The sequence below is a fragment of the Parvibaculum sp. genome, from assembly GCF_039973015.1.
Taxonomy (GTDB): domain Bacteria; phylum Pseudomonadota; class Alphaproteobacteria; order Parvibaculales; family Parvibaculaceae; genus Parvibaculum.
In genome coordinates this window covers 232,341-244,748 of record NZ_JBDWLT010000012.1, presented here as the reverse complement: position 1 = coordinate 244,748, position 12,408 = coordinate 232,341, and the positions used below count along the sequence as shown (strand labels likewise).

The following is a 12,408-nucleotide window of genomic DNA, read 5'->3' as shown; positions in this document are numbered from 1 at the left end:
TCCCGTGCGGCCCGGCGCATTGAAGTTATGGTTAACAATCTGTAAGGTGAGATCACACGGGGTATGGAAGAACCTCATGAAACAGGCCCCCGCTACCCCGGATGAAGCCCCTTAATTTGCCCCCGGCATGCCCCCCTGTGCACGGGGGCTTTCTTTGCTTGCGCGACGCGCGCGCAAGTATGGTTGACGCCTCCCCGGGCATCCGACAACTTGGAAGACCGGCATTGATGCAGCGGCCGGGAAGGCCCGAGAGATGCCCGTGAAAAACCATGAAAAACCCATGAAAAACAACGATATGTCCCCTTCCGGGACACCAAGTGAAACCACGGACGGAACGGCCGCCGGGAAGCCGGACGCCGGCAGGAACCTGCCCGTGCGCGCGGCGAACGAAGACAGCGAGGCGGGGGGCGCGCTCTACCGGATGATCGCGCGCAAACCGGGCAAGGGCATTCCCGTGGCAGCGGCGCTGGCGAGCCTGACATGGGCGGGCGCGGTGGCGGCTTTTCTGTGGGGCCGCTATGGCGTGGACGGCATCGCGGCGCTTGGCGACTTCGAGACCGGTGTGATTGCGGCAACGGTGGCAGGCCCCCTCCTCCTTATATGGATGCTCGCCTGGACGATCTGGCGCGGACAGGAAATGAAACTCATGTCGGAGGCGCTCGCCCGCACGGCGATCCGCCTGTCCGACCCGGAAGATTTCGCGACCGGCCAGATCGCCACGATCTCCTCCGCCGTACGGCGCGAACTCGCCACGATGCGCGAGGGGCTCGACGCGGCGCTGAAACAGGCAGGCGAATTGCGGGAACTGGTGGAACGCGAGGTCGAGGAAATCGACCGGGGCTCGGGCCGCGCCGAATTCCGCACACGGACGATGGAAGAACTGCTCGCCCGCCACAAGGAGAGCCTTGAGGAAGTAAGCCGGACGCTCGGAACGGAAAGCGACACCATATCGCGCGCGATACGCGAACAGGTGGACGCCGTGCGCGGGATCGCCGGCAAGGCGGAGGGCGACCTTGACGCGGCGGGCAAGCGCATGGCCGAACAGGCCGAAACACTGTCGCGCACCAGCGAGGCCGCGCGCGCGGGCGCGGACCAGACGGCGGCGATGCTCGACCGGCAATCCTCGCGCCTCGAAGTCGTGGCAGAGACGGCACTCTCGAAGGCCGACGAGATCGGCAAGCGCTACGACATCCAGCGCGGGATCATTTCGGAAGCCGCCGGACGGCTGGAAGACGAACACAAGCGGCTCGAAGCCGTTTTCGAGGCGCATCGCGACGGCATGGACGCCGCCGACAAATCGCTCGCCCGCCACACGGCGGAAATCAGCCGTGCCGTCTCAAGCCTGAGCGCGGGCCTCGACACGATCTTCGAGGCGGCCTCAGCCCGCGCGGCGGCGCTGCGCGAAAATATTGCCGAGGAAATCCGGCGCGGCGCGGAAGAAGCCGCCGACGCATCGACCTCCGTCAGCCGCTCGGCAGGCGCGGCGACGCGCGCCATCGGCGCCACTGTGGACGAACTGAAGGCCGCATCGGGCGCGCTGTCGAACGACGTGACGCGGGCCGCGAGCGAAGCGATCTCCGCGACGGCGGCAAAACTCACCGGCGCCACCAGCACACTTTCAAACGACCTGATCCAGGCGACAGAGGCGATGAGCGAGAAAGTCGGCTCGAAGACGGAAGAACTGCGCGCGCTGGTCGAACGCTCGGCCGCCGATGGCGACGCCGCCGCCGACCGCTTCAACGCCGCAATGATCGGCCTTGGCGGCACGGCGCGCGAGGCAGGCCGCGCATTGCACGAAGCGACCGACGACCTTGCCGCGCGCATCTCTGAACTGCCCGAAGAAGCCGCCGAAAGCGCGGGCGCGCTGAAAAGCGTTCTCGAGGAACAGGTCTCGGCGCTGGCGGCGATTGCCGAAATCGTTGTGCGCCACGCCCGAACCCTCGACCGCTCCTCGCCGCAGCAACACCAGATGGCGCCGGAACGCACCTTCCCCGCCCATGTGGCGGCACTGCCGGAAATACAGCGCGCAGGCGGCGAACAGCGCCGCTGGGGCATGTCGGAACTGCTGGCCGCAGCGGAGCGGCGCGGCGAAGGACATGGCGCAGAGAGGCCGCAAGGCGGCGACCGCGACTTCCAGCGCGCCTCGCTTCACGTCATCGAGACCTTGCAGGCGCTGGCCATCGACCTTGACCGGGCGCTGGAACAAAGTCCGCCGCCGGACCTCTGGCAGCGCTATCAGGCCGGCGAGCGCAATGTCTTCACGCGCCGCCTCTACAATCTCGCGGGGCGCGAACTTTATGACCGCATCGCGCAGAAATATCGCAAGGAGAGCGAGTTCCGCTCCCATGTCGACCGCTTCCTCGCCAGCTTCGAGGAACTGCTCGGCGCGGCAACAACGCGCGACCGCGACAATATTCTGGTGGATACCTACCTCACCTCGGATACGGGCAAGGTCTATCTGATGCTCGGCCAGGCGACGGGAAAGCTGAGCTGAGAAGATCGGATCAGTTTCGGGCTCAATCCAATGTGTCATCCCGGCGAAAGCCGGGATGACACCTATATTTTTGTCGAGGCCCTTAACCCTATCTAGCTCCCCGCCCCTAGCTTCCCGCTTCTTGGGGCATGGCGGCGAGCGACTGTTCGAGCGTCCAGGCGGCAAGCGCGGCCAGCACCTCGTCGAGCGCGGCGTCATATCCTTCCACCACCGCATCCATACCGCTGCCCCCGGCGGCTTCCGCCGTGAAGACGCGCGAGGCGACGATGGAACGGTCGCGCATGCGCACGAGACGCACGAAAAGCGACACCTTCACTTTTGTTGCGCCCGCACCGAGCCCGGCCGAGGCATCGCGGTAAGCCCCGAAGGCGCGAATGTCGCCGGAGAGGGAGAAGTCCATGCGGGACGGCGCACCCGGCCCCGTAACGGCGGGAAAACGGCCTGTATTGCTGAGCGTCTCGACCGCGAGCGACGCGATCATGCGCGGGGCGCGATCTGCCCAGCGCGCGCCCGCATAATAGGCGATCTCGTTGGGCGAGGCTTTGTAGACGATGCGCGCGGTGTCGATGGCGGCGGGCGCGGAAAATTCCTCGACAACGAGTTGCGCATCGGCGCTGGCACCCGCCCCCGCCTCGACCTGCGGCGCGGTCAGCACATAAAGCGAGGGCGCAGGCCCGCTCGCCACATCAGCAAGCGCGCAGGCGCCGAGCGGAAGCATGGCAAAAGCGAGCAGCAGAAGACGCTTGTATCGGGTCATCGTTCCATTCCTCATTTCGCCTCGACCTCCGGCACATTCTTGCCGACGAAGAAGCGCGCCGGATCGTCTTCCGCGCGCGACGCGAGACGGTCGAGCGAGGAAACAAGCGAGCGCGTCTCGGCGACGAGCTGCGGCAATTGCGAGAGGCCCGCGCCGATGCCCGGCCCGCTCTGTTGCAGGATGGCGTCGAGTTCCTCCGCGACATCGCGGTAGGAGCGCGCCGCCTCGCGCGCATCGGCGATGAAGGCCTTGACGTCGTTCTTCATCAACCCGTCGGCGCTGCGGCTGATGCTGTTCAGGTGCTGTGAGGCTTCCGCGAGCTGGTCGATCGCGACGGTAACATCGCCGGAACTGTCGGCAAGCGCCTTCGACATGATCGCGAGATTGGATAGCGCCTCATTTATGGACTTCTGATTATCGGTCACGACCTTGTTGAGCTCCACCATCAGCTCATTGGCGCTTTGCAGGGTCTCGGGCCCCGCCTTGAGCAGATCCTGCAACGAGGATGGCGCGGCGCGAATGACCGGATAATCCTGCCCCGGCTTCGGACGAAGCGGACGCGACTCCGGGCTGCCGCCGGTCAACTGGATGAAGGCGACGCCGGTAAGGCCGGAAAGTTCGAGCTGCGCGACGGAATCTTCCTTCACCGGCGTGCGCGCATCGACCTCGATGATGGCGACGACCTTGTTCGGATTGTTTTCCTTCAGATAGAGGTCCGTCACCTTGCCGACCGGCAGGCCGTTATATTGCACCATACCCGACTCCGAGAGGCCCGACACCGAGCCGTCGAAGACGATCTTGTAATAGGCGAACTGCTTGTTGAGCTGCACCCCGCTCACCCAGAGCAGGAACAGGAAGACGCCCACGATCGCGGCAAGCGTGAAAGCGCCGATCAGGACGTTGTTGGATTTGATTTCCATGACCCTTATTTACCCGCAAGGGCCGCGCGTGCGCGGGGCCCGTGAAAATATTCGTGAATCCAGGGATGGCTGCTACGCAACATGTCGTCCATCGTCCCCACAAGGATAACATGCTTCTCGGCGAGAACCGCGATCCGGTCGCAGGTTGCGTGAAGCGTGTCGAGATCGTGCGTGACGAGGAAAACGGTGAGACCCAGCGTCTCCTTGAGATCGTTGATGAGTTCGTCGAAAGCGGCCGCGCCTATGGGATCGAGCCCGGCGGTAGGCTCGTCGAGGAAAAGGATCTCGGGATCGAGCGCCAGCGCGCGGGCAAGCCCGGCCCGCTTGCGCATGCCGCCGGAAAGCTCGGAGGGATAAAGCGAGGCGGCGGTGGCGCGCAGGCCCACCATCGCGATCTTTACCGCCGCAAGCTCGTCCATCAGTTCCGGCGAGAGGTCGAGATGCTCGCGGTAGGGAACCTGGATATTCTCCGCAACGGTGAGCGCGGAGAAAAGCGCACCGTCCTGGAAGAGCACGCCCCAGCGCTGCTCGTTGAGACGGCGCTCCTCTTCCGAGAGTTTCGAAAAATCGATTCCGAAAACGCGCACCCGCCCCGCATCGGGCCGCTTGAGACCGAGGATGGTGCGCAGCAGGACGGACTTGCCCGTGCCCGAACCGCCGACAATGCCGATCACCTCGCCGCGCTTGACCGTGAGATCGAGATTCTCGTGGATCACATTGTCGCCGAAGCGCGTATCGAGCCCCTCGACCTCGATGATCGGCTCGCCTTTCCTGCCCATGCTCATACGCCCACCGCCGTGAAGAACATGGCGAACATGGCATCGAGAATGATGACGAGGAAGATCGAACGCACGACGGAACTCGTTGTCATGGCGCCGACGGATTCCGCGCTGCCGGTGACGGCAAGACCCGCGCGGCACCCGACCAGCGCAATGACGGCAGCCATGAAAGGCGCCTTGATGAGACCGACGCCGAAGGTCCAGAAGTCGACGGCCTCCTGTACGCGGGAGATATAGACGCCGGGCGACATGTCGAGCATGAAGAAGACGACGAAGCCGCCGCCAAGCAGCCCCATGATATCGGCAATGAAGGTGAGCAGCGGCAATGTGACGGTGAGCGCGGCCACGCGCGGCAGCACCAGCATCTCGAGCGGATCGAGGCCGAGCGTACGCATCGCGTCGATCTCCTCGCGCATCTTCATCGAGCCGATCTCGGCAGTGAAGGCGCTGCCCGAACGGCCCGCGACGATGATGGCGGTGAGCAGAAGTCCCACCTCGCGCAGGAAGATGATGGCGATGAGATTGACCGTGAAGACTTCCGCACCGAAGGTCTTCAACTGCACCGCGCCCTGCTGCGCGACGACAGCGCCGATGAGGAAGGTCAGCAGGCAAACGAGCGGCAGCGCATCGAAGCCCGACTTCTCCATGTGATGAACGAAGGGGATCATGCGGAAGCGCCGCGGCCGCACCAGAGTGCGCCCGGCGATGACAATCACCGAACCGATGAAATCGAGCATGGCGCGCCCTTCGGCGGCCATCGCGCGCGTGGTCTCGCCGATCTTGCCGACAATCTGGAGGTAGAGCGGCGACGGCGGCAGATGGACGGGTTCCGGCTTGCCGCAAGCCTCGACCTTGTCGAGGAGAAGATGTTGCGCTTCCGAAACGCCTTCATAGGTAACGCCGAGCCCCTGCTCTTCGAACTCGGAGGCCGTGCGCGAGACGATGGCGGCGGCGGCCGTATCGAAGCGCGAAACGGCGGAGAGGTCGATCACGGCGCGCGCAGCATCGCCGGGCTTCGCCGAAAGACCGCGCAAAGCCCCGTCCACCTTGTTCAGATGGACGATGGACCAGTTTCCCGCCGCGACGAGGCGGAGAACCCGGTTTTCAATGTTTGTGCGGAATGTGGCTGGCTCATCGGCCTCTGCCTCTGCCCCGCGACTGCTCAATTCGGCCAAAATATCCCCGATTTCGGCATGGCACCTGCTTTCGCGCCACTCTGCCCGCCGATTAACGCGGCGGCAAGCGTGACCGCGCCAGTCTGTCGCATGCTATTCTTTTTACAGAGGTTTAGGTTAGGTCTTATCCGCACCCCGATAGAGGCTGTGCGGCATATAATTACCAAGGGAGGTTCCAGTGCGCGGCATTTTCACAGGCCTGGCGGCAACAGTTCTCGTCATGACGGTGGCCGGTGCGGCATTGGCCGACGAAGGCGGAGACGCCGCGAAGGGCAAGAAGGTATTTGCCCGCTGCAAGGCCTGCCACACGATCGACGAAGGCGGCGCGGATCGCATCGGCCCGAATCTCCACGGCGTGGTCGGCCGCACGGCAGGCACCAAGGAAGGCTTCAAGTTTTCCGACGCGATGATCCAGCATGGCAAGGACGGGCTGGTCTGGAACGACGAGACGTTGCACACCTATCTCGAAAAGCCCGCCGCGATGATTCCCGGCACGATGATGTCCTTTCCCGGCCTGAAGAAGGAAGCGGATCGCGATAACGTCATCGCCTATATCGAGAGCGAGTCCGGCGCCGAGTAACCCGGCACCGGCCTCTCCCCCTCTTTCGCGAATGCTCAGAGCATCTCCCCGCGCGCATGTTCCGCGCGAGCGGCGCCGATAGCCGTTTCGACATTCTTGACCTCTTCGGGCGGCGGTACGACGGCGGGGAACCCGAGCGCGCCGATCCACAGCTCCCGTGTCCAGCCGGCCGTGTGATAGAGGTGATGATCCTCGTCCTGCCCGACGGCGTCATAGGCTTCTTTCAGGATTTTGGCCGTATCGCCTGAACCATGTTCGGCGACATGGCCAATCAGCTCCCAGTTCAAGTGATCCTTGGTCTCGGCGAGCACGACGCATTCGCCCGCAACAAGCTGGGCGGCGTCCGCATCGCCCTCCTCGCGCGCCATCTGCATCGCCTTCACCAGCGAGTCCCCGATATGGGCGACGACCTTGCGGCCCGGCGTCCGGGCCTCGGGATCGAGGCCGAGTTTTGCGAACACATCCAGCAGCGTCTTGTGATGGGTCTTCGTCTCGTCGAGATAGCCCTGCCACTCTTCCTTGAGATCGCTGTTCCTCGCGCAGGAAATCGCAGTCTCATAGATTTCGATGCCGCCCGCTTCCGTTTCGAGCGCCTGATAGAGAAGTTCGTGAAGCTGCGCTTCGTCGTATTTGCTCTTCGCCATAATGTTTCACCTGATTGCGGATTTCGGGGTTTTCAGAACTCAGGAAGCAACGGACGCGCGCGCCTCGCGGCCGATATATTCGACGCTCCATCGGGGCGCGGGTTCACCGACGCCCTGCACGTAGATCCGTGACGGGTAACAATCGACATGGCCCTCCCAGACCGGGCCATTGGCCACAATCGGCATTTCGTAATCGGGGCCGACATAAATGAGGACGCCGGCGGTCGGGGGCGCGATCGTCACGCGGAGCAAGGCGGTGACAGCGCCGGCAGGCACAAGAGTTGAAAGGTCGACCTCGGTCGCCCTGGAGAGAAGTCCGGTCGGCATGCTTGTTTCCGTTCTCTTTTGGCCCGCGCACACACCGCGGACATCACGCGCGCCCCCCAGCCTTTTTCTCTCGCTTCCAGTCGAGCCTTAACGGGCAACAGCACCCCGCGGTTCCGGGGACGAAACGGAAATTTTTTGAAAAAGGCGAGGGAATGCGCGCCCTGACGGCGCATGGAACGGAAGCTGCAAGTTACTTCAATGAGTTCCATCTCTTGTTCCGAAACGGGACAAAAGAAGGATAACAGGTCAATATGGAGCAACTCCGCGCACACAAGAGTTCGACGCGGGATGAGTAGCGAAACATGAATCCGACGCCTGCATTCCGCAGACTTTCAGCGATCCTTCCCGGCCTTGTGCTGGTATTGAGTCTCGCGGTGTCGATCTACGACCCGCAGGGCGCCGGCTCTTACCTGCGCAATCAGGTCTTCGATCTCTATCAGCGCATTCTGCCGCGAGAAGCCGGGCCCGACGGCCCGCACGCGGTCTATGTCGATATCGACGCGGAAACCGCCAAGACATATGGCGCCTGGCCCTGGCCGAGAAAACGGCTCGCCGATCTCGTGAGCCGCGTGAGCCAGACGGGCGCAAGCGCCATCCTGATCGACATGCCGCTATCCGATCAGGACCCTACCTCTGCAAGCGAACTGATGCGGCTCTGGGCGCCGCTTCCCGCGGGCGAGACATATGGCGGGCTTGGCCAGTCGCTGGCGCAACTGCCGGATTATGACCGCCAGCTTGCCTCGCTCCTTGCCGCAACACCCTCTGTCGTCTCGCTGGTTCCCGGCAAGACCGCTTTCCGAAACATCCATACGCCGCTTCGCAGCGCCGCCATCGTGCCGCAGGGGGGCGATCCGCGTCACTATATGGGCGCCTATGAAAACTGGAGCGCTTCGCTGACCGGCTTCGAGAAGACGGCAAAAGGCAATGGCGCCACCCTGCCCGACACCAGCGCCGGGGCGACCGTGCGCGGCCTGCCGATGCTTGTGGATCTCGACGGCACACTCTACCCCTCGAACGTGCTCGAAATCCTGCGCGTCGCAGAGGGCGGCACCGGCTATAGCGCAAAGGTCGCCACGCCGGATAACGGCTTTTCCTTCGAAATCGAACCCGGCATCGACAGCATCGCCATCGAGGGCACGGATATCGGCGCGCAGACGCTGAAGGATGGCAGCCTCGTTCTCTATTTCGGCGACGAGACGACCAGAACCCGCGTCTCCGCCGGACGCATTCTTACCGGCAGCGCCGACACCGGCATCCTGGCGGACCGCATCGCCGTCATCGGCGTCTCGGTGAACGGGTCCGAGCGCATGTATGGAACGCCTGCGGGCATCCCCATGGCCTCCGGCGCTATCGCCGCCAACGCTATCGACCAGATCGTCGACGGCCACTTCCTGACGCGGCCGGGCTGGGCCCCTGCCGCAGAACAGCTTTTCGTTCTCATCGCGGGCGTGATCGTGATCCTTGTCGTGCGCCGGTTCCGCTTCCGCTGGGGCATCATACTGACGCTCGCGATCGCGGCGGGCGCGGGTTATGGCTCATGGTGGGCTTTCGAGAACCACCGCTGGCTGATCGATCCGGCACTGGGCGGGCTCACGCTCTTCGCCGCCGCACTCACCTGCGCGGTGATGACGAGACTGCACACGGAAGACGAAATCCGCTTCATCGAAACGCAGTTCGCCCGCCGCCTCTCCTCTTCGGGGCTGGCGAAGGTGAAGGCGAACTCGCGGATCATCCAGGCGGAAGGCTCGCTGCGCGACGTCACCTCCGTCGTCGTCGGGTTGCGCGGCTTCAACATCATTTCCGACCGCTATCTCGAAGACCCGACCGCCTATGCCGACATTCTGAACCGCTTTTTCTCGCCGATGACCAAGATCGTCCAGGACCGGAACGGCATGGTGGACCGCTCGGTGGGCGACGCGCTCTATGCAGTGTGGAATGCGCCCCTCGACGCGGGCGACCACGCCTCCAAAGGTTGCGACGCGGCGCTGCGCATGGTCGAGAACCTGGAAGCGCTGAACGAGTTCCTCGAAGAGGACGCGCGCCGCCAGCATCTGAGCCATGTACCGCTGAGCCTCTCGATCGGCATCGATACGGGCACCGCCATCACGGGCAATATGGGTGCGGTCCAGCGCTTCGACTATGGCGTACTCGGCGAGCCGGTGAGCTTTGCCGCCTATCTGCAGAAGAATGCGCGCCATTACGGCCCCGCCATCATCGTCGGCGAAGGCACGCAGCGCGCTGTCGGCGACCGCTATGCGCTCCTCGAAATCGACCTCGTGTCAACGCCCCGTCACCCGGAAGGCCGCCGCATCTTCGCGCTGCTCGGCGATCCGATCATGCGGGCGAACCCGAAGTTCCGGGCGCTCCAGGAAGCGCATACGCTGATCTTCTCGGCCTATCGCAACCAGCGCTGGGCGGAGGCGCGCGCCGCCATCACCGAATGCCGGAAGCTCAATGGCGCGATCCCCACGCTTTACGACTTCTATGAAGCGCGGATCTCGGCCTATGAGGCAAACCCGCCCGGCGAACACTGGAACGGTGCTTTCTTCGCGGGCCGTATCTGATCCACTATGCTCCAAGTCCCGTTTTGGGGCTTGGAGAGAGCGCACACAAAAGCCATCATCTCGCGCCACCTTTCGCTGTCTCACGCAATATGAGCAGAACTTCGATGCGCGAAATTACCGCCGAAATACAATCATGGCCGATTGCCGGCGCCTTCACCATATCGCGCGGTGCAAAGACCGAAGCCAATGTGGTGGTGGCGAGCGTCAGCGAGAACGGGCTGACAGGCCGGGGCGAATGCGTTCCTTACGCCCGCTACGGCGAAAACGAGAAAGACGTCGTGGCCGCGATCAAGGCGCTGCAACCGGCCATAAGCGAGGGGCTGGGCCGGGACGAACTGCAACGCATCATGCCGCGAGGCGCGGCGCGCAACGCGCTCGACTGCGCGCTCTGGGATCTGGAAACGAAGCTCGCGGGCAAGCCCGCCTGGGAACTCGCCGGGCTTTCCGCGCCCCGCGCGCTCACCACCGCCTATACGCTGAGCCTCGCCTCGCCCGACGACATGCGCGAGGCGGCGCTGGCGGCGGCAAAACGCCCGATCCTGAAACTGAAGCTTGGACATGGCGGCGACGACGATCTCGCGCGTGTCGAAGCCGTGCGAGGCGGCGCGCCCAACTCGGCGCTGATCGTCGATGCGAATGAAGGCTGGAAACCCGAAGACGTGCTGCCGCTGGCGCGGGAATTCGCACGGCTCGGCGTATCGCTGATCGAACAGCCGGTGCCCGCAAGGGAAGACGAGGTGCTGCGCGGGATCGACAGTCCCGTGCCGCTCTGCGCCGATGAAAGCGCGCATGGGCTCGAAGGAATGAAGCGCCTCGTCGGCCTTTACGATTTCATCAATGTGAAACTCGACAAGACCGGCGGGCTCACCGAGGCACTGGCGGTTATCCGTTGCGCGAAACTTCGCAATCTGCGCGTGATGGTGGGCTGCATGGTCGCGACATCGCTTGCCATGGCGCCCGCCATGCTCGTCGCGCAACAGGCCGACTATGTGGACCTTGACGGACCACTGCTGCTCGCAAGGGACCGCGAACCTTCGCTGCGCTACGAGGGCAGCCTTGTCTATCCGCCGGAGCGTGAGTTATGGGGGTGAGGCGATCCCGCCCCACCCCGCAACGAATTCAGATATCCAGCACGATCTTGCCGAAATGCGATGCGCCTTGCATGAGGCGGAACGCTTCCTGCGCATCGTCGAGCGGGAAACGCTTGTCGATGACGGGATGGATGTCGTTCTGCACGATGGCGCGCGACATCTCCTCGAAATGCGTACGGCTGCCGACGGTGATGCCGCTGATCTTGAGGTTCTGCGAGAAGATCGCCGCGACATTCACATCCTTGGTGAGGCCGGAGAGAATGCCGATCACGGCGATGTGGCCGCCGACGCGCGAGGCGATGATGGAACGCGGGAACGTATCCGCGCCGCCGACTTCCACGATGTGATCGACGCCGCGACCGCCGGTGAGACGGCGCGCTTCCATTTCCCAGTCGGGCTTTTCCTTGTAGTTGATCGCATCATCCGCGCCGAGCTTCTTTGCCCGCTCGATCTTCTCATCCGACGACGATGTGACGATGACGCGCGCGCCCATCGCCTTCGCGAATTGCAACGCGAAGATGGAAACGCCGCCCGTGCCCTGCACGAGAACCGTGTCGCCCGCCTTGAGGCCGCCCTCGACCACGAGCGCGCGCCATGCGGTCAGCCCGGCGCAAGGCAGACAGGCGACTTCCTCGTCGGAAAGATTGGACGGTGCCTTCGACATGCCCTCGGCGGAGAGAACCATATATTCCTGCGCGCAACCGTCGATGGGGCTGCCAAGCGCCGTCGGCCCGAGGTTCTCGGCGACCGGACCGCCCGACTGCCAGCCCTGAAAGAAGCTCGGCGCGACGCGGTCACCCTTTTTGAGGCGCTTGACGCCCTCGCCCGCCTCAATGACTTCGCCGCAACCATCGGAAAGCGGCACGAACGGCAGAAGCTGCGGATTACCGCCGTAACTGACGGTCGCGAGATCGCGGAAATTGAGCGAACCGGCTTTCATCTTCAGCACGACCTGACCGGGCCCCGCCTTCGGCACGTCCCGTTCCTTCAGCTTCAGATTGTCGATTCCGAAATCATTCTCAAGCACCAGCGCACGCATGGACTTTCCTCCGTTTGAATATGCTTTTGCAACAGAAG

11 protein-coding genes are annotated in these 12,408 nt (G+C 63.9%); 4 read left to right on the top strand and 7 right to left on the bottom strand.

Annotated elements, in window-relative coordinates; translation table 11 throughout:
• The first annotated feature begins 280 nt into the window (after window positions 1-280).
• Window positions 281-2,494, top strand: a complete 2,214-nt coding sequence (locus ABJO61_RS15615; protein ID WP_348330761.1) for a hypothetical protein — start codon at window positions 281-283, stop codon at window positions 2,492-2,494.
• A gap of 106 nt (window positions 2,495-2,600) precedes the next feature.
• Here ABJO61_RS15615 and ABJO61_RS15610 read toward each other — a convergent pair whose 3' ends face one another.
• The 4 genes from ABJO61_RS15610 to ABJO61_RS15595 are packed head-to-tail and all read right to left on the bottom strand — an operon-like array spanning window position 2,601 to window position 6,116.
• Window positions 2,601-3,251, bottom strand: a complete 651-nt coding sequence (locus tag ABJO61_RS15610) for an ABC-type transport auxiliary lipoprotein family protein (RefSeq protein WP_348322993.1) — start codon at window positions 3,249-3,251, stop codon at window positions 2,601-2,603.
• Window positions 3,252-3,262: 11 nt separating this feature from the next.
• Window positions 3,263-4,171 (bottom strand): MlaD family protein, encoded by a 909-nt coding sequence (locus tag ABJO61_RS15605; protein ID WP_348322992.1) that lies wholly within the window; start codon window positions 4,169-4,171, stop codon window positions 3,263-3,265.
• Between the two features lie 5 nt (window positions 4,172-4,176).
• The gene (locus tag ABJO61_RS15600; RefSeq protein WP_348322991.1) at window positions 4,177-4,956 is read right to left on the bottom strand and encodes an ABC transporter ATP-binding protein; all 780 of its coding nucleotides are present in this window, start codon (window positions 4,954-4,956) and stop codon (window positions 4,177-4,179) included.
• Window positions 4,953-6,116, bottom strand: a complete 1,164-nt coding sequence (locus ABJO61_RS15595) for an ABC transporter permease (protein WP_348322990.1) — start codon at window positions 6,114-6,116, stop codon at window positions 4,953-4,955. Before ABJO61_RS15595 ends, ABJO61_RS15600 begins: the two co-directional genes overlap by 4 nt.
• 187 nt (window positions 6,117-6,303) lie before the next feature.
• Between ABJO61_RS15595 and ABJO61_RS15590 the strand changes: the two genes are divergently transcribed.
• Window positions 6,304-6,705 carry a cytochrome c family protein gene (locus tag ABJO61_RS15590; protein ID WP_348322989.1) on the top strand — a complete coding sequence of 134 codons (402 nt, stop codon included), beginning with the start codon at window positions 6,304-6,306 and terminating at the stop codon, window positions 6,703-6,705.
• A 35-nt stretch (window positions 6,706-6,740) separates the two neighbouring features.
• Here ABJO61_RS15590 and ABJO61_RS15585 read toward each other — a convergent pair whose 3' ends face one another.
• Together ABJO61_RS15585 and ABJO61_RS15580 are read right to left on the bottom strand one after the other, a co-directional pair.
• Entirely contained in the window at window positions 6,741-7,349 is a 609-nt protein-coding gene (locus ABJO61_RS15585; protein ID WP_348322988.1) for a hypothetical protein, read from the bottom strand.
• 39 nt (window positions 7,350-7,388) lie between these two features.
• A complete protein-coding gene (locus ABJO61_RS15580; RefSeq protein ID WP_348322986.1) occupies window positions 7,389-7,676 on the bottom strand; it encodes a hypothetical protein in 288 nt (95 codons plus the stop codon).
• 302 nt (window positions 7,677-7,978) lie between these two features.
• Between ABJO61_RS15580 and ABJO61_RS15575 the strand changes: the two genes are divergently transcribed.
• Window positions 7,979-10,240 carry an adenylate/guanylate cyclase domain-containing protein gene (locus tag ABJO61_RS15575; protein WP_348322985.1) on the top strand — a complete coding sequence of 754 codons (2,262 nt, stop codon included), beginning with the start codon at window positions 7,979-7,981 and terminating at the stop codon, window positions 10,238-10,240.
• A gap of 104 nt (window positions 10,241-10,344) precedes the next feature.
• Window positions 10,345-11,331 (top strand): N-acetyl-D-Glu racemase DgcA, encoded by a 987-nt coding sequence (gene dgcA, locus ABJO61_RS15570; protein WP_348322983.1) that lies wholly within the window; start codon window positions 10,345-10,347, stop codon window positions 11,329-11,331.
• A 28-nt stretch (window positions 11,332-11,359) separates the two neighbouring features.
• On the opposite strand, the gene ABJO61_RS15565 is transcribed toward dgcA, so the two are convergent.
• Window positions 11,360-12,370 (bottom strand): NAD(P)-dependent alcohol dehydrogenase, encoded by a 1,011-nt coding sequence (locus ABJO61_RS15565; RefSeq protein ID WP_348322982.1) that lies wholly within the window; start codon window positions 12,368-12,370, stop codon window positions 11,360-11,362.
• Window positions 12,371-12,408: the final 38 nt, after the last annotated feature.

Bases quoted from the DNA above. Each gene is read 5' to 3' on its own strand.
- ABJO61_RS15615 (WP_348330761.1), top strand. From the start codon at position 281: ATGAAAAACAACGATATGTCCCCTTCCGGGACACCAAGTGAAACCACG.
- ABJO61_RS15610 (WP_348322993.1), bottom strand. From the start codon at position 3,251: ATGACCCGATACAAGCGTCTTCTGCTGCTCGCTTTTGCCATGCTTCCG.
- ABJO61_RS15605 (WP_348322992.1), bottom strand. From the start codon at position 4,171: ATGGAAATCAAATCCAACAACGTCCTGATCGGCGCTTTCACGCTTGCC.
- ABJO61_RS15600 (WP_348322991.1), bottom strand. From the start codon at position 4,956: ATGAGCATGGGCAGGAAAGGCGAGCCGATCATCGAGGTCGAGGGGCTC.
- ABJO61_RS15585 (WP_348322988.1), bottom strand. From the start codon at position 7,349: ATGGCGAAGAGCAAATACGACGAAGCGCAGCTTCACGAACTTCTCTAT.
- ABJO61_RS15580 (WP_348322986.1), bottom strand. From the start codon at position 7,676: ATGCCGACCGGACTTCTCTCCAGGGCGACCGAGGTCGACCTTTCAACT.
- ABJO61_RS15575 (WP_348322985.1), top strand. From the start codon at position 7,979: ATGAATCCGACGCCTGCATTCCGCAGACTTTCAGCGATCCTTCCCGGC.
- dgcA (WP_348322983.1), top strand. From the start codon at position 10,345: ATGCGCGAAATTACCGCCGAAATACAATCATGGCCGATTGCCGGCGCC.
- ABJO61_RS15565 (WP_348322982.1), bottom strand. From the start codon at position 12,370: ATGCGTGCGCTGGTGCTTGAGAATGATTTCGGAATCGACAATCTGAAG.